Raw genomic sequence first — 18,710 nt, 5'->3', positions numbered from 1 at the left:
GTGTATATGTTTTACCTATATCTCCACTAACTTTCTTGTCAGATAATCCATCAATTGTAGCTCCATTTTCATCTGTATAATGTAATGTTACATCTGCTGTTGTTACTTCGGGAGTATCTGCTTTTAATGTAACAGTGATTGTTAGTCCATCTTTTGTGATTTCTTTTCCATCATTGTCAGCTGATACATATGTATATCCTTCAACTGTTTTATCTGCATCTGTTAGCGTATATGTTTGACCTACTGTTCCTTCTGTTGTTTTATCAGGTGCTGAAGCAATAGTTTTACCTTGGTCGTCTACATATTTGATTGTTACTGGTGCTTTTGTTTCTGTCGGAGTAGTAGTACCACCACCATTATTATCACCAGAACCATTATTGTTATTATCCGTATCTGTATCAGTATCCGGCAATGGCTCAGCATCTGGATCATTTGCTATATAAGTTTTATCGGAACGTGATGTTTCAGAAATTAAGTTTGAGTCCTCTGCTTTGACCCATTCGTCAGTTGAAACTCGATAGTATGTAACACCATTAACTGTCACTTTACCATCTGTCTTCCAATCAGTATTGGCTGCTAAAGCACGGTTAGAAATCGGTTTAGCACCTTCCAATGGATTACTGTAAAGTTGAGTATTGTTACCAACATGAACAACACCACTCAAGTCTTGTTTAGATGTTTCATTTTGAAGATCCATTTGGTTGATATTAGCGTATTCATTAGTACTTACTTGGACATAGGTATTGCCATCAACACCGATAACGGCTTTGGCTGTCTTCCAAGATGTTCCACTTTGTAATCCTCTATCAGATCTATGTATCTTATTTGTAGTTACGTCATTCCACAAATGAATTGAACTACCTGATTTTGCGTTAACTACAGCAACATTATTAACTGCTGATGCATCAACTGTCTTTTGTCAAAAAATTGATATACCAAATAAGGTTACAAATGTTAACCCAACGGCTAACCAACCTTTCTTACCATGTACTAACTTAACACGATAAGTTTTCTCCTCTAATGCTTTTTCTAGACGTTTTCTCTTAAAATCCATATGTATTTTCGTCCCCTCAATAAAAAATTTGAAAAATTTAAACAAATTGTATATACGACCCACACACAACTAATATATTCTCAATGTCATACGTACTTTTCATCTAACTTTCTCTGTATACATTCTAGTATAATGCATAGTAGTTGATAAATGAAGACCCTTACAAGACAACAATTAAACAAATATCCAATAAAAATTTTCAAAAAAATGAATAATAACAATTTAATGTAAAAAAACTGATTTTACCTTTTTTAAAAAGATAAAATCAGTTTTTTTAATTATTAGCATAATCCTGATAAGCTTGCGTTAAATCAGGATCAAAAACAATGTCATGACCGTTATAAAGTTTTCCATCTGAAGAAATACCAATATTCTTTCCAGTATCAGACATTTCATTTCCTTCTTCAGCAATCGAATAATAGAGTCTATAAACCATCGGCAAAGCCTTCTTGTTTCCATTATCATCCGTTACTGGTAATGTGGCGCCATCCCCTGATTCTAATACGTGAAAGTTCTCGTAATATTCATCATCTTGGCTTTGATAATAATCTGTTACCCAATCAGCAAAGTCTTCTTTAGTTGGGAATACATCTTTGACTGATCCACCAGAACCATTATCAGTACTTGAACCTTTATGCATTTGTGAATCAAAAGCTGCTACTGAATAACTACTAATATAGTCATCATACTTAGGTTGGCTTTGTGTAGCGTCATTAGGGTAATTATCTTCCATATCCCAACTATCAAATGCATTGCCTATCAAGGCCAAAGTATTATTTCTATATCTTAGTTTAATAGTATTTCCGGCCAATGGACTGCCGGATTTTTGATACTCAAAACCACCTAATTTCATCAAATCACCATAATAAGAATTTGATTGGTTGACTACTTTTAAAGTCATAATTTTATTGTTTGAGTTATATGAATATGTTCCTTGGAAAACTGCCATTACAGCAGAATCCTTACTTGTTGATTTGGCATCTTGATATCCATATCTCCAAATAAATTTACTATTTTTAAATGCAATCGCATTCATTGGTGTATCCATTCCATTAGATGTAAAGCCGTGATCTGAAAACTTATTATAAACATCATCATATTTTCTTTTTTCACTTTGATAATGTTTGTTATATTTTACTGTTTTTTTATCAGTTGAATACAATTTAACTTTATTTACTGTACCTAATAGATAAGTTTTCTTATTTTCTATTTTAATAGGATGATCTTCTGCAGCATTTAATGTATTACCTTGTCTTTGAGCAATACTTATTGGTGCGATTCCATCTTGTAAATCACTGTCACTATTAAATCTTTCTTCTGTGACACTATCGATATTCATCGTAATATCGCCACTTTTATCAATCGTATATGTACCCTTCTCGGTAAATCTTCCAGCAAATCCCTTTGAACTGATTATATCCTGAACAAAATTACCATCTTTTCCAAAGAACATCGAATACTTATAATCTGGATCTGCCGCAGTTCCTTTACCATGGTGTATACCTTTAAAATTGTGACCTTTAATTATTAAATCCCCATTTGAATTATTAGAGCTATCTTTAATAATTGGTTTACTACTGCTACATCCCGCTAATATTAATAAAAATAATATGCTAAAAAATATTAAAAGATTTCTTTTACGTCTCATACATTCCCCTTAATCGTTACTATAATCTGAATATGCTTGCGTCAAATCATCATCTAAAACATTGAAATGACCGCTATAAATCTTCCCATCGGAAGTTATACAAACGGCTCTACCAATATCAGGTACATCGCTATCATCAGTAGTTATTGAATAGGACAAACCATAAACAACAGATTTCTCAGTTTGATCTCCATCTAATGAATCTCTTACTGATACTCTGCCACCTTCAGATAAATCATTTACCTTAAAATCTGGTTCATCTCGTTCATTTTGATAGTAATCTGTTACCCAATTAGCAAAATCCTCTTTTGTCGGAAACTTACTTTTAACTGACGATTTTTCAGTATCCTCTTTATGCATCTGAGAATTAAAAGTAGCTACGGAATAGCTATTGATATAATCTTCATACTTAGGCTGGCTTTGAGTAGAGTCATCTGGATAATTATCTTCCATTTTCCAACTCTTAAACTTATTACTAATAAACAATAAGGAATTATCAATATATCTTAATTTTAATTTACTTCCAGCCAATGGACTGCCTGACTTAATATATGAAAATCCATTAAGTTTCATTAAATTACCGTAATATGAATTAGATTGATCAGCAATTTTCAAAGTTACGACTTTATTTTTTGAATTATAAGAATATGTACCTTGAAAAACTGCCATTACCGCATTATCCTTATCAGCATTCTTACCTAAATAAACATATCTCCAGATAAACTTATTACCTTTAAATGCAATAGCGTTCATCGGTGTGTCCATTCCATTTGAACTAAAACCATGATCTGAAAATTTATTATTAGTGTTGTCATATTTCTTCATCTCACGACGATAATGCTTACCATAGCTGACTGTTTGATTATTTGTAGGATACAATTTAACGTTATTTACGGTTCCTAGTAAGTAAGATTTCTTATTCTCAATTTTAATAAGGTGATCCTCGGCTTCATTTAGCGTATCACCTTGTCTTTGAACAATACTTACTGGTGCAACTCCCCTTTTTAAATCTGAGTCATCATTAAAACGTTCTTCAGTCACACGATCGATGTTCATCGTAACATCCCCATTTTTATCGATCGTATAAGTACCCTCTTCGGTAAATATTCCAGAGAATCCTTTAGAACTAATAATATCTTGAACGAAACTTCCGTCTTTATCAAAATACATTGAATATTTGTAATCAGGATCTTTAACAGTACCATTACCCTGATGTAATCCTCTGAAGTTATGACCTTTGATTACTATATTGCCACTAGAATTATTTTCATTTAAATCGTGCGATGAATTATTGTTACAGCCAGCGACGAAAAACAAAAATAATAAACTAATGAACATTAATAGATAACTTTTGTGTCTCATACTTCCCCCCCTCAAAAAATAATTACAATAGCAAAAACACAAAAAAGACAAACGCAGTGACATGTCTGTACATAAATATGTCAGCTACATTCGTCTTTTTATAATTCTACTATTCATATACACGTAGTATATACCAAAATTATTAATATATGAAGTCGTTTAAAATTTTATAGGAAAATATTCTTGTATTAGGAATTAGGTAATCCATCTACTAATGACCAAAAAATCGTCCCTGTATAAGCACCTGGAGAGTTGCTTTTTCCTGACTGAAGCAATATTCCACTATCGTCCGTCCATTTGCTTGCTACGTCAATTTTTTGAGTATCTTCAATATTTTTTGTATTCGAGAAGATCGATTGATAATTCGATAAAGAATGAACAAATCCATCTGCGCAACGATAGACAATATTACCATTGAACTTATGTCCATTGGTTTCATCAATTAAATCAGTGGCTTTTGCTTGAAGCGTCCAACTTCTTCCGATACTACGACCATCAATGATTTCCATATGCCAACCATTTTGTCTTTTTATAAATACATCTGACTGGTTTTGCTTAACATTTTCAAAAAAAACCATCCGGTCAAAATTACCAAACTCTAAGTTACCAGCCACAGTGAAAACTATTTGTACTTTACCTGTTTGGCGTCCAACATTGTCCGTAGCATAAACTGTTAAAATATTTTGCCCCTTGATCAATTCAGTTTTAGGAATATCAAAATCAAATGTTGCTTTTGTTCCATTGTATTTAGTCAATTGAAATTCATTATTATAACTACCCATATTTGCATGAAGAGTTACATTACTTGGAACGATTGAATTTCCATTTGTATACCAAACATCCCCATTTATAGGAATTTGATCAGGTATTTGATCCATCGAAGAATCATCGATATTAACTAGTGATCTGGCACTTATCATCATTTCAGGAATATCTATGATAAAGTCCTGATTATCATCATCAATAATAAAGTTATCACTCTCAAACTTCACGTGAGTAGAAGGTACTTTAGTTTGCGAATCCACCATGTTAACAGTTGTATGTAATTCAATTTGAGCGTGATTCATATTATTAGATAATGATTTACCTAGAAGATGTTTGACTTGATTGTTGCTATATTCTTTTAAAGGAATTACTTCACTTGAACCATCTTCGTAATGGATAGTACCAGAAGTGAAGGTTACTTGTTCTGGTAAATTCATCTTAGCTAAAATGTCAGACCAATCTTTAGAACCATTTTTATAATTCAAATCATATATAAAACTAAGATCATCGCCTGAATCAACGTGCTTATCAGTTGAAGTTAAAACTTTATTTTTAGTATTATCTTTTATTTTAGTATTGGAATCAGCACTAACAAATGACGGTATACTCTCAAATACAATCAAGTTGTTTTCCATATACTTACCAGTAGAGCCAGTAAATCCCCATCTCAATTTATTACCACTTAATTTGAAGTGAGACATGTCTAATTTTATTGATTTACTAATAGGATTAGGTATTGACGTTCCAGTAGTATTATCTTTATCGTCAAAAGTATAAGAAAGAGTGCTAGTTGAATGATTAAATTTAACTGTCATATGATGCCATTTACTATCGGTTAAACTTAATCCATCAACCAAATTATTATGATTCATCATATAATAGTTTTTTGTACCACCAACATCACTAGAAGAAAATGGCATATACGTCTCTGGTCCATCTGAATCAAATGACTTATCTGCCTCTGTCCCATCAGGATAATCCATATTAATATGTTGACCATTTATTGGCTTACCAAATCTAGGGAACCTATAATCAAATGATACCCCTTCCCCACTTATATCTTGATACTTATTCAAAACGTTTAAGAAAGTATCGAATTCTATGGCAAAACTATTTTGTATAGCTGTTGGTAATATGCCATAAGGTTTTACGTAATTTGACTTATCGTTGTCCATATCAGCACCCCAAACACCTAGAGTCTGCCCAGGAGCAGGGTTTCCTTTAAACCTTGATATTGCTCTTATACCACCAAGGGGATTTTGAATATTAGTTGGATCATCTTGGGCATTCTGCAATACAAAGGCCATACCATCCCCTACTTCCTTTGGATTATCAGGATTTATTGGACGTCCGAAATAAAGCCACATCGACATTGTTTGGTCTTTTGAAATGTCAAGAAAATTAGATTGATCTATATTACTCCAAATAGAACCTAGTTGGTAGGTTCTATGAGTAACTCTCAAAATGCGCGTATTATCAGCTGGATCAGAATCGTTCCTTTTGATAACTTTTGAGGCATTCATATTTTCAGATGATCCTACTTTAGTGAAAAAACCTCTTTGAAATGTTGGATCTGAAATATCCAATCCTCTTGGAGCCGTGGCTAAAGCATTATGTAAGTCGTCAGGATCTTCTGGAGGCTCATCCACAGGCGAAACCCTCTCTGTTGAAGCTGCATTTATACTTAAATGATTATTATCAAGCAATTTAGTCGTTACCAACGACAATAATAATAAAAATATAAACAACAATTTTTTATTTTTTTCGCCTACGTGCATAAAATATCCCCTTCACTATTATCAAAAATCAATTTTGCAAATTAATTGTATCAAATAATGAATCTCATCTTGTATACGATTATTTTATAAAATAGCATAAAAAAAACGGCACTTTTAAAGTGTCGTTTTTTATATTTAAAACTCTTATTTATCAGCGTTACTGTTAAGTTTTATAATTTCGAGAATAACATCGACTGCTTTTTCCATTGACTCTTCGGCAACATATTCAAAACGTCCATGCATATTTTCTCCACCAGCAAACATATTTGGTGTTGAAAGACCCATAAATGAAATTTTAGAACCATCTGTTCCACCACGAACAGCTTCCTCATCAGGTTCAATATTCAGATTCTTCATAGCCCTTTCAGCAATTCTAACCACGTCCATATGGTCTTTGATAACATCGACCATATTGTAATACTGATCTTTCATATCAATTTTTACTGTTCCCTCACCATACTTATCATTCAAATTCTTAACAATTTGATTAATTTTATTCTTACGATCTTCTAATCCTTCACGTTCAAAATCACGAATAATATATGAAAGATAAGCGGAGTCGACTGTACCTTTAATTTCTAACAAATGGAAGAAGCCTTCACGACCTGAAGTTTTTTCTGGAACTTCATCACTAGGTAATGCATTTTGAAATTCGTTAGCAACACCTATGGCATTGATCATGATGCCTTTTGCAGAACCGGGATGTACATCTTTACCTGTAATATAAACCTTTAATCCCGCAGCACTAAAAGTTTCATACTCAAGCTGACCAACGGGACCGCCGTCAACTGTATAGGCAAAATCTGCACCAAAGTCTTTGACATCAAAATTATCAGCACCAGTTCCAATTTCTTCATCAGGACCCAAACCTATTTTTACTTTTCCATGCTTAATTTCAGGATGATCTATCAAGTATTCCATAGCAGTGATTATTTCACTAACGCCAGATTTATCATCAGAACCAAGCAATGTATCGCCACTTGTTGTGATCAACGTTTGACCGTGATATTTGTTTAATGAAGGAAATACTTTAGGATCAAGTGTATATTTACCATCATCATCTAACTTTATAACGCCACCGTCATAATTTTCTACAATTTTAGGCTTAATATTTTCAGAATTAAAGTCCGCAGTATCAACGTGAGAAATCAATCCCAAAACAGGTACATCATAGTCTAAATTTGAAGGGAGTTCTGCTGTTAAATAAGAATCAACAGAACTTATCTTTACATCTTTTAAACCGATGCTCTTTAATTCATCTGCTAATTTATTAAGAAAAATAGTTTGTCTTTCAGTTGATGGAACAGATGTTGAGTTTTCATCCGAGCGAGTATTTTGCTTAACATAACTCAAAAAACGTGGAATCAACTTTTCATATTTTACTGCCATGACTTTCACTCCCTAAATAAAATTATATGGTTCAGTATTAACCTTTGATTCAATAATATTTATATCCCACTTATTAGCTTTTTTCCAGTCATTTAATAAGCGAGCCATTTTTTCTATAAAGATAGCTTCAATATGATGACCTGGATCAATGACATTCAATCCATTTGACATCATATCATGAGCCGTATGGTAATAAACGTCACCAGTAATAAATGTATCAGCACCGGCTTTTAATACTTCAGGATAAAACTTACCAGCATCCCCACCAATAATGGCAACTTTTTTAACAGGTTCTCCAAGTTCTGATTTCACATAACGCAAATTTGGCAAGTTATATGTATCTCGTACTTTTTTTGCGAAGTCTAATAGATCCATTTCTTCAGGTAGATCACCCATACGTCCAATTGAATAATCATCATTAGGATCAAGGTAACGTGCAATTTTTAGTTCCAACTTTTCCATTAACCAATCATTCATACCACCATGGGCTTTATCCATATTAGTATGTGCTGAATGAACTGCGATGTTATGTGATAACAAATCTCTATACATCTTATTTTGTGGAGATGATAAATCTAGATTTCTTGCTGCATGAAACATGATGGGATGATGTGCCATAATCATATCTACGTTCTTTTCGATAGCTTCTTCTACAACTTTAGGACGAACGTCTAAAGTTGTCATAATAGTATGAACTTCTTGATTACGATCCCCAATTTGAAAACCTGTTGGGTCTCCATCTTCTTTGATAGCTAATGGTGCAAATTCTTCTACATGATTAATTATATCTTGTACTTTGACCATTATAAAATCTCCTCAACATATTTAATGTATTGCTGCATTTTATTTATCTTGTCATTATCGATTTTCTTGGCATGTTGCATATTATCAATTGCCTTTTTATATCCACCTAATTTTCGTTGCCATTTTTTTAGAAAGTCAGCAGATCTTCTTTCCATTAAAACGGGCCCCATTAAGTATTGAGCATCAGTTAGTATTTTAGAATTTTTAGTTCTATTAGCTTTAATGATCTCATAATCATGATGCTCATCTTCTAAAATATTTTCATCAACTATTTCAAAACCATTATCGACCAACCAATGTCTTACCAGAGGTTCTCCAATATTTGGCTGTAATATTAAAGTATTTACATTTGATAATTGTTCTTTAGTTGCCCGTGTCAAAATATCACAGATAAGGATTCCTCCCATACCTGCAATAACAACAGTATCTATTTTATCCGCTGAGTTAATAACGGCTAAACCATCACCTAAACGAACATCAATTTTCTCACTTAAGCCAAATTTATCAATATCTGCTTTAGAACGAGACATTGGTCCTGGTGCTACTTCTCCAGCAATTGCATAATCAATTCTTTTATCTTCAATTAATTCCACTGGCAAATAAGCGTGGTCAGAACCTATATCTGCCACTCTAGCATTAGTATCAACCATTTTAGCTACGGCTTGCAGTCTGTTTGATAGTAAAGTCAAATTAAACCTCTATTCTGCAGTCTTACGATCTAAGTCTGTCATATATTCACGTGTCATTGGCATTTCTGTACCACTTGGTCCATTTGTTAATAGATATTGAATCACATCGATATTACCACTTTCAAATGAAGCAGCACAACCTTGAAGATAGAGGTCCCACATACGTACAAATCTTTCGCCGTACATTTCTTTAACTTTATCTTCAACCTTCAAGAAATTATGACGCCAGATTTCAACAGTTTTTTGATAATGGCGACGTAGTGGCTCTAAATCATCAATTTGTAATTTTGCATCCATGATGTGACCAATGTTTTCTTTAATATCAGGAATATAGCCACCTGGGAAAATATATTTAACTAGCCATGGATCAACACCCAATCCTTCATGTTGACCTGTAATACCATGGATCAATGCACTACCGTTTGGTTTAAGCATCTTCTTAACTGTCTTAAAGTAACCCTCAAGGTGTTTTTCACCAACATGCTCAAACATACCGACTGAAACTACATGATCAAATTTTTCATCAATTTCACGGTAATCCTCAAGAATAACTTCCATTTGATCAGTTAGATTTTCTTCTTCGATCTTATTTTTAACATAGTCATATTGTTCTTGGCTCAATGTAACACCCTTAGCTTTTAGACCATATTCTTTAGCTGCAGTGAACATCATTGTTCCCCATCCACAGCCAATATCAATAATGCTTTCGCCAGGTTTTGAGTTCAATTTATTTAAAATATGATGAACTTTATTCATTTGTGCTTGTTCTAAGGTATCCTCTGGAGTACGGAAGTATGCACATGAATATGTCATTGTTTTATCAAGCCATAATTTGTAAAAGTCATTACCAATATCATAATGCTCTTGAATTTATTTTTTATTATTTTCTTCACTATGACTAAATTTAGGAACAATTTTCTTTAATTTGCTACTCGACATAAAACTATCTGATTGTGTGTAAGCAGATGTAATAAGCTTTTGAATCGAACCTTCGATTTCAATATCCTTATCCATATAGGCTTCACCTAAAGTAAGTGTGGCATGTTTAACAACTTCGGAAATTGGAATTTTCTTGTTGAACTTAATCGTTATGTCAGACTTTCCTTCTGGTCCATAGTTTTTTTCTTTTCCATCCCAAAAAATAACCTTAATAGGTATTGTGAATGAATGTGAAAAAATCTCGTCATAAATCTTTCTATCTAGCATATAAACCCTCCAAAAAGTAGATATATTAATGTTAACGCAACTTGTGAAAAAACATAACAATTTAACTTAAATATTTTAGAAAAAATAAAAAGAACAGCAATTTATATACTGTTCTTTTCTTAGTTTTATTCCAAAAAGTCTTTTAATTGTTTTGATCTTGATGGATGACGTAACTTTCTTAAAGCTTTGGCTTCAATTTGACGAATTCTCTCACGAGTAACACCAAATACTTTACCAACTTCTTCAAGGGTTCTTGTTCTTCCATCATCTAAACCAAAACGTAAACGAAGTACATTTTCTTCACGATCTGTTAATGTGTCCAGAACATTTTCTAGTTGTTCTTTTAACAATTCATAAGATGCATGGTCTTCAGGACTTGTTGCGTCAGAATCCTCAATGAAATCACCAAGATGAGAGTCATCCTCTTCACCAATAGGAGTTTCCAATGATACAGGTTCTTGAGCAATTTTTAGAATATCTCTAACCTTACCAGTTGCCATATCCATTTCTGCACCAATTTCTTCAGGTAATGGCTCACGACCAAGATCTTGAAGTAATTGACGTTGAATTCTGATCAATTTGTTGATAGTTTCAACCATATGAACAGGGATACGAATTGTTCTAGCTTGGTCAGCAATAGCACGCGTAATAGCCTGTCTGATCCACCAGGTTGCATATGTAGAAAACTTGAATCCTAGACGGTAATCAAATTTTTCAACGGCCTTCATCAGACCCATATTTCCTTCTTGAATCAAATCAAGAAATTGCATACCACGTCCAACATAACGCTTAGCAATAGAAACAACCAAACGTAGGTTAGCTTCAGCAAGCCTTTGCTTAGCTTCTTCATCACCTTGTTCGATTTTCAATGCTAAATCAACTTCTTGTTGAGCGTTCAACAAAGGAACACGTCCAATTTCCTTTAAGTACATACGAACTGGATCGTTTACCTTAATATCTGTTGGAGCTGGAGTTTCTTTTTTAGTTTTCTTAGCACTCTTTTCTTCTTTTAGAAGTGAAAGTTTACTTGGATTACCTTTATCATCAACAACACCAATACCTTGGTCTTCTAGTTCTTCGATAAATGTATTAAGGGCATCACCCTTAAGTTTATATGGAGTAATGATTTTTTCTGTTAAGTCAGTTTCTGTGATCTTACCAGTTTTCTTTAAATCTTTAACAAGCTTTTTTGTAGCATTTTTAAGCTCTTTTGATACTGTTGTTTTTTTAGTTGCCATGTATTTTCCTCCAGTATGCTTCTAATTACTAGTTAACAATTTTCTTAAATTAATTAATTGCTTTGTTAGCTCTAATTGTAATTTATCGTCACCTACCATTGCAGCTTGTTTAAGTTGTTGATTGATATTAGATACCTTATCTTCCAGACCAGAATTATTGACATTACTAATATAATCATCAATTTCCTGTTCCGAATATTCTTCAGGCATCTTCATCATTACTAATTCAGCCAATAAGTTTTTACTGTTATCATCTAAACCATTCGTAAAGTCAGACATTTGCACATTATTATCAATATCACCAAATGCTAAAAGTGCTTCATACATCTTTTGATATTTATCATGAACAAAATGAAAATCATTTCCTTTAAGATTAGCTTTCAATTCCGGGAAGTTGATCGTCCAATAAAGTAAGCAACGTTCAGACATCTCAATTCGATTGAACTTGGTTGTTTCAGCCGATGCTGTTGACCTTATTAATGATTCTCTTTTTACATTATCATTATTATTGGCCGGTGCCTTAATTGCATTACTTCGTCTCAAAGCATCTAATTCTTTATTAATAGACTCTTTTGAAACATTCATTTCATCAGCAACACGACCAACGTACATATCAACTTCAACTGGAGAATCCAATTTAACGATTTCTTGAAGAGATTGATTCAAAAACTCTAGCTGGTCATGTTCATTGTTGAGATTATAATGTCTGCGGAAATAATTAAGTATAAATGATATTGGCGTTTGAACACCATTTTTGACTAAATTTCTAAACTTCTCTGATCCTTCACTACGAATATATTCATCTGGATCCTTTTTATCAGGAACACTAATAACTCCGTACGTAAAGCGATCATCATTAAGCTGTGTTAACGCTCGATAAGTTGCTTCAACACCAGGATCATCGCCATCATAACAAATATTAATTTGATTAGTCAGTCTACTTAAAGTATAAAGCTGCTGATCGGTCAAACTAGTACCCATTGAGGCGACACCATTAGTTACACCAGACTTATAAGCACTTAAAACATCCATGAAACCTTCAAATAAGATGACATTCTGATTATCTCTAATACTCTTTTTAGCATTACTTAAGTTAAAGAGAACCTTACTCTTACTGAAAATCTCTGTTTCAGGACTATTTAAATACTTAGCCGTACTAGCATCTTTATCTAAAATTCTACCTGAAAATGCAACAATATTACCAGCCTCATCAGTTATGGGAACCATCATTCGATCCCTGAAACGGTCGAATAATTGTCCTTGCTGATTTTCAGCAAATAATCCAGACTTTTTCAGAATATCTTCTGAAATGTCTCTGTCTCTGAAAAATTGAAGTAATAAATCTGAATTATTAGGAGCATATCCTAAATTAAAAGTTTCTATCAAATTTTTATCAATATCACGATTGTTTAGATACTTTAAAGCTTTACTTCCATTTTCTGTTTTTAGCAAAATATGGCTGTATAACTTTGCAGTTTCCTCGTACATTTTCAGTAAAGTTCTACTATCTGAATTTTGGTAATTTGTATTTTCGGTTTGGTAGCTATCAGGAATAGGAATATTCCCCATTTTAGCCACTTCAATTACAGATTCTGGGAAGGATTTGCTTTCCATTTCCATAATAAATTTATAAACATTTCCTCCTCGACCGCAACTAAAGCAATGAAAGAATTGTTTTTCTTCGGTAACGGTAAACGAAGGCGTTCTTTCCTCATGAAATGGACATAAACCTACAAAGTTTTTTCCTGCTTTCTTAAGTTGAACGTATTTACTTATAACATCGACTATATTTGTCTTCGAGGTAACTTCATCTATAAATTCCTGTGGAATTCGAGTTGCCATGGCTGTCACCTCCTCAAAAATGTTTATAAAAACAGTAAACTATAGGTTAACACATGGATTTATAAAATACAAATAATATAACTACTTAACTACAATTTTAGATAGATTTCCTAATTTTGCAATTAAATGGTTTGCAATCACTAATTGAGTAAGACGATTTGTCTTTACTGCTTCATTTTTATCCATAATCATATTTTCATCAAAGTAACTGTCGATAACTGGTTTCAAACTAGCTAATGCAGTATACAACTTTTCAGCATCACTAGTATCAGATTTGCTTATAGAATCAATTGATTCATTTAATTTACTTTCAGATGGATTTTCAAATAATTCAGAGTTGACTGTTAATTCTTCACTAAACTTAAAGTCAGCTTTTTGTGATAGATTAACGATTCTACTTAATGCTTCGATTACTTGCTTGAAGTCATCATCCTCAACATGATTTTGTAAAACTTTGGCAACATTTATCATAGCAATTGGATCAACATTTGAACCTTCACTAACAGCATCGATAACATCATTTCTAATATCTGAAGTATTTAATAATTGACGAACACGATCAATCATAAAGTCAGTAAATTCTGTTTGGTTCTTAGATAGATCAAGTCCTTCTTTAACATCTAGTCCTGAAAGGAATGCTTGAATATCATTAAGATTTAATGACCATTGATTTTGATCTAAAATTCTAACAACACCATAGGCCTGTCTTCTCAAAGCATAAGGATCATTTGAACCACTAGGGATAAGATCAACTGCAAAGAATGTCTTCAAAGAATCAATCTTATCAGCAAGTGCTAAAGTAGCTCCAACTTTTGTCTTTGGAAGATCTCCTTCAGCAGAGATTGGCATATAGTGTTCGCTAATTGCTTTAGCTACTCCATCAGTTTCTCCCATTATAGTAGCGTATTTTTCACCCATAGTACCTTGTAATTCTGGGAATTCGTCAACCATATTTGTAACTAGGTCAAACTTATAAATATCACTAGCACGTAGTAAATCTTTTGTTTCTTGTTCGTTTAAATTAAACAATTTAGCCAAATGTTCTGAAATTGCATGAACTCGTTGCATTTTTTCAAACATTGTACCGATTTTAACGTGGAAGTTAACTGATTTAAGCTTTTCAACGTAATCATCAATTGTTTTCTTTTGATCTTCTTTAAAGAAGAAATCTGCATCTTCAAGTCGAGCAACTAAAACTTTTTCATTACCTTGAATAACATTCTCAATATGTTCTGAATTACCGTTTCTTACACCAATGAAATCTGGCTCTAGTTTTCCAGCTTGGTTTCTAACATAGAAATATCTTTGATTATCTTTCATAGAAGTAATCAATACTTCTTCTGGTATTTCAAGATACTTTTTATCAAATGAGCCATAGAATGTTGTTGGATATTCAACAAGATTATTAACTTCTTCAAGAAGGTCACTATCAATATCAATTATCCAATTATTATCATTAGCAATCTTTTTAATTTGATCACTGATGATGTTTTTACGTTCTTTAGCATCAACGATCACAAATTGTGAACGTAACTTTTCAACATAATTATCAGCGTTATCGATCTCTACATCTTCACCCAAGAAACGATGTCCTCTACTGATACGTCCTGATTCAACATCTAAAATCTTCAAAGGAACTTCTTCATTTCCAAGTAATGAAACTAACCAATGAATTGGACGAATGTATTCAAAATCATATGATCCCCAACGCATTCTTGTTGGAAATGTAAGTGATTCAATAACTTCTGTTATATTTCCTAAAATCTCTTCAGCAGTTTTTCCTGCTTCATGTTTTTGGATATAAACATATTCAACACCCTTTAATTCTTCAAAGAAAATATCATCAACTGACATTCCTTGTCCACGAGCAAATCCTTGAGCTGCTTTAGTCCAATTTCCATCAGCATCTTGAGCAATCTTTTTGGCAGGTCCTTTTGCTTTAACGTCAATATCGTCTTGTTTCTCAGCAATATCCTTAATCAAAATTGCTAAACGTCTTGGAGTTGAATACTTTTCAATTGTAGAGAAAGATAAACGATTATCTTTTAAAAATTTAGCTGCTTTTTGTGCTAATTGATTCTCACTCTTAGTAACAACATGAGCAGGCATCTCTTCTAGCCCAATTTCTAATAAGTAATTTTTAGTCATTTTCTTTCTCCTTTGCTTCACTGTTTGCCAACAATGGGAAACCTAATTTCTTACGTTCTTCAACAAAAGCCTTGGCAACTTTGTGGGCCATTCTTCTAATTCTGGATAAGTATGCTGCTCTTTCAGTGACAGAAACAGCTCCCCTTGCATCTAGCAAGTTAAATGTATGACTACATTTCAAAATATAATCATATGCGGGATGAACTAAACCTAGATCCATTAAACGGTTAGCTTCTTTTTCATATTCATTAAAGAAATTGAATAGCATATCTTGATTACTTTCTTCAAATGAGTATTTAGAATGTTCATATTCTGGTTCTTTGAAGATATCACCGTACAATACTCCATCTCCCCATTCAAGATCGTAAACTGAGTTAACATCTTGAATATATGAGGCTAGACGTTCAACACCATATGTGATTTCACTTGTTACAGGATGAACTTGTAGACCGCCTACTTGTTGGAAATAAGTAAATTGAGTAACTTCCATACCATCAAGCCAAACTTCCCAACCAACACCGGCACAACCCATTGAGGGGTTCTCCCAGTTATCTTCAACGAAACGAATATCATGTTCTAATGGTTCAATTCCTAACGCACGCAAAGAATCCAAATAATATTCTTGAATATCTTCTGGAGCTGGTTTCATTACAACTTGAAATTGATGATGTTGATACAAACGGTTAGGGTTTTCACCATAACGGCCATCTGCTGGACGTCTTGATGGTTCAACATATGCAGCATTCCAAGGTTCAGGTCCGATAGCTCTCAAAAAGGTATAAGGACTCATTGTTCCAGCACCTTTTTCAGTATCGTAGGCTTGCATCAACATACAACCCTTTTCACTCCAAAAACTTTGCAATGTCAAAATCATATTTTGTACATCTAATTTCTTATCCATTACTTTCTCCTCTCAGATAGACGCAAAAAAAGCCCTTGCAGGTATACTAAATACATGCAAGGGACGATTGATCGCGGTTCCACCCTTATTCAGGACATAAGTCCTGCACTTTTATATAAAAATTAAGTTTGATTCACCATAGAATTATCACGGCTTTCACTGCCCCGTGTCGCTGTTTTATAATTTAAATAATAACCATTTTTGCAAAAAATGTCAATTCTCTAAATATGCCATGTATGCATATTATCAATAAAAGTTTTACTTTTAGGATAAGATCCAACTGATCCTATATAAATAGAATCTATTGCGTGCTGAATCAAATCTTTATTGCTTTCTTTGAGATTGATACTGCTAATTTGATTTAGAGAAATTTTACTAAACAATCTTAAAAAATAGATTGTTTTTTCTGATAAATGTAAACGATGAACATCCTGATTAAAGTGCTTCGAACACAACAACCCACCTAAAATAACCGAGAAATCAAAACGTCCTGTTTTTTCTCCACCAACTACACAAGAATCCATGTTGGGCTCAACACCAAACACTTTCAATAAATGCATTTGCAATATATTTACAACTATTTGAGCATCATATCCGTTATCAATATAAAGTAAAGCCTTAAAAAAATCTTTATACCAATCTTCCGGAATAACTTCGTTCAAAAAAGCGTTGGACATTAAGTCAAATAAAAATGTAGCATATGCATTTAACTCAATATCTTGAATTATTTCGTCAAACTGTTTTACATTACTTGCTGAATTTAAATATGATAGACCTTCATCTTTGATTAAACCTGTGTAATCTCCATATGAGAAAGGTATGACAGAACCAGATATTTTAGACTTAGGACCTTGAGTACCTCTAACTAAAAAAGTTTTAAAACCATATTCTTTAGTAATAATCGTCACCAACGCATCTTTTTCACGATAACGTTGACGTTTAACGACAATACCAAAAAAGTTAGATGGAAACTTCATTAGTTAATATCCTTAACCGAATATCCTGCACGTGATAAGAATAATGCATCGTCACGCCAATTCTTTTTAACTTTTACCCAAAGTTTTAGATTTATCTTTTCACCTAATAAATGTTCAATCTTTATACGAGATCCGATACCAATATTCTTTAACATGCTGGCACCTTTACCAATAACGATTTTCTTTTGGGTATCTCGTTCCACATAAATAGTAGCTTCTACTTGAAGCTTACCTGTTTCACTACGCTGATTCATCGAATCGACGATTACGGCAACTGAATGAGGAATTTCATCACGAGTATCTTCCAAAATCTTTTCACGAATCAATTCTCCAACAACAAAATATTCAGGATGATCTGTAATTTGATCATCATCATAATATTGAGGTCCTACTGGCAACGCTTTTGTTAGTGAGTCAATTAAGTCTTCAACATTATTCCCATTAGTAGCTGAAATTGGAATAACTTCAGCGAAATCTAATAAATCTTTATATTCATTGATTTGTGGAGCCATTTCATCAGGATTGATCAAATCGATTTTATTAAGAATCAAAAAGACAGGTGCTTTTACTTTCTTCAATTCTTCAATTATAAATTTATCACCAGGTCCCGCACTCTGACCGGCTTCCGTCATAAATAATACAGCGTCTACTTCCTTTAATGCCGAAACAGCTGCCTTATCCATATATTGATCTAATCCATTATGTGGTTTATGAATACCTGGTGTATCCAAAAAGATGATTTGACGTTCATCATATGTATAGATTCCTTGAATTTTATTTCTAGTTGTCTGAGCTTTTGGTGATGTTATTGCTATTTGTTCTTTGATGATACGATTCATAAAAGTTGATTTTCCTACATTAGGACGACCAATTATTGCTACAAAACCTGAACGAAAATTTTTATCCATA

14 protein-coding genes and 1 pseudogene are annotated in these 18,710 nt (G+C 33.0%); all 15 read right to left on the bottom strand.

The annotated features are described in order from the left end of the window. On the bottom strand, positions 1–847 hold an 847-nt coding region (locus tag FC72_RS10750; RefSeq protein WP_201781796.1), incomplete at its 3' end, for a MucBP domain-containing protein. Between the two features lie 72 nt (positions 848–919). Continuing rightward, positions 920–1,054 carry a hypothetical protein gene (locus FC72_RS11075; protein WP_268871655.1) on the bottom strand — a complete coding sequence of 45 codons (135 nt, stop codon included), beginning with the start codon at positions 1,052–1,054 and terminating at the stop codon, positions 920–922. Positions 1,055–1,328: 274 nt separating this feature from the next. Further along, positions 1,329–2,702, bottom strand: coding sequence for a hypothetical protein (locus tag FC72_RS04845; protein ID WP_057765343.1), 1,374 nt, complete (start codon positions 2,700–2,702; stop codon positions 1,329–1,331). 9 nt (positions 2,703–2,711) lie between these two features. After that, positions 2,712–4,064, bottom strand: coding sequence for a hypothetical protein (locus FC72_RS04840; RefSeq protein ID WP_057765341.1), 1,353 nt, complete (start codon positions 4,062–4,064; stop codon positions 2,712–2,714). Positions 4,065–4,252: 188 nt separating this feature from the next. Beyond that, positions 4,253–6,607 (bottom strand): L-type lectin family protein, encoded by a 2,355-nt coding sequence (locus FC72_RS04835; RefSeq protein WP_057765339.1) that lies wholly within the window; start codon positions 6,605–6,607, stop codon positions 4,253–4,255. A 144-nt stretch (positions 6,608–6,751) separates the two neighbouring features. After that, positions 6,752–7,996 carry a peptidase T gene (pepT, locus tag FC72_RS04830; RefSeq protein WP_057765337.1) on the bottom strand — a complete coding sequence of 415 codons (1,245 nt, stop codon included), beginning with the start codon at positions 7,994–7,996 and terminating at the stop codon, positions 6,752–6,754. A gap of 12 nt (positions 7,997–8,008) precedes the next feature. Then, positions 8,009–8,800, bottom strand: coding sequence for a Nif3-like dinuclear metal center hexameric protein (locus FC72_RS04825; RefSeq protein WP_057765335.1), 792 nt, complete (start codon positions 8,798–8,800; stop codon positions 8,009–8,011). Next, positions 8,800–9,489 (bottom strand): tRNA (adenine(22)-N(1))-methyltransferase, encoded by a 690-nt coding sequence (locus FC72_RS04820; RefSeq protein ID WP_057765333.1) that lies wholly within the window; start codon positions 9,487–9,489, stop codon positions 8,800–8,802. Before FC72_RS04820 ends, FC72_RS04825 begins: the two co-directional genes overlap by 1 nt. Positions 9,490–9,498: 9 nt before the next feature. Then, a pseudogene (locus tag FC72_RS04815) lies at positions 9,499–10,695 on the bottom strand (class I SAM-dependent methyltransferase). A 125-nt stretch (positions 10,696–10,820) separates the two neighbouring features. Continuing rightward, a complete protein-coding gene (gene rpoD / locus FC72_RS04810) occupies positions 10,821–11,933 on the bottom strand; it encodes an RNA polymerase sigma factor RpoD (protein ID WP_057765331.1) in 1,113 nt (370 codons plus the stop codon). 21 nt (positions 11,934–11,954) lie between these two features. Further along, positions 11,955–13,775, bottom strand: coding sequence for a DNA primase (dnaG, locus tag FC72_RS04805; RefSeq protein ID WP_057765329.1), 1,821 nt, complete (start codon positions 13,773–13,775; stop codon positions 11,955–11,957). A gap of 81 nt (positions 13,776–13,856) precedes the next feature. Next, the gene (gene glyS / locus FC72_RS04800) at positions 13,857–15,923 is read right to left on the bottom strand and encodes a glycine--tRNA ligase subunit beta (protein WP_057765328.1); all 2,067 of its coding nucleotides are present in this window, start codon (positions 15,921–15,923) and stop codon (positions 13,857–13,859) included. Further along, on the bottom strand, positions 15,916–16,824 hold the full coding sequence (gene glyQ, locus FC72_RS04795) for a glycine--tRNA ligase subunit alpha (RefSeq protein WP_057765326.1): 909 nt from the start codon (positions 16,822–16,824) through the stop codon (positions 15,916–15,918). Before glyQ ends, glyS begins: the two co-directional genes overlap by 8 nt. Before the next feature lie 221 nt (positions 16,825–17,045). Continuing rightward, a complete protein-coding gene (gene recO, locus FC72_RS04790; RefSeq protein WP_057765323.1) occupies positions 17,046–17,801 on the bottom strand; it encodes a DNA repair protein RecO in 756 nt (251 codons plus the stop codon). Continuing rightward, positions 17,801–18,709 (bottom strand): GTPase Era, encoded by a 909-nt coding sequence (era, locus tag FC72_RS04785; RefSeq protein WP_057765321.1) that lies wholly within the window; start codon positions 18,707–18,709, stop codon positions 17,801–17,803. The genes recO and era overlap by 1 nt, the downstream gene beginning before the upstream one ends. Position 18,710: the final 1 nt, after the last annotated feature.

The organism is Companilactobacillus tucceti DSM 20183, assembly GCF_001434665.1.
Classification (GTDB): domain Bacteria; phylum Bacillota; class Bacilli; order Lactobacillales; family Lactobacillaceae; genus Companilactobacillus; species Companilactobacillus tucceti.
Note: the sequence above shows the minus strand (reverse complement) of the source record. Positions and strands in the feature narration are given on the sequence as shown.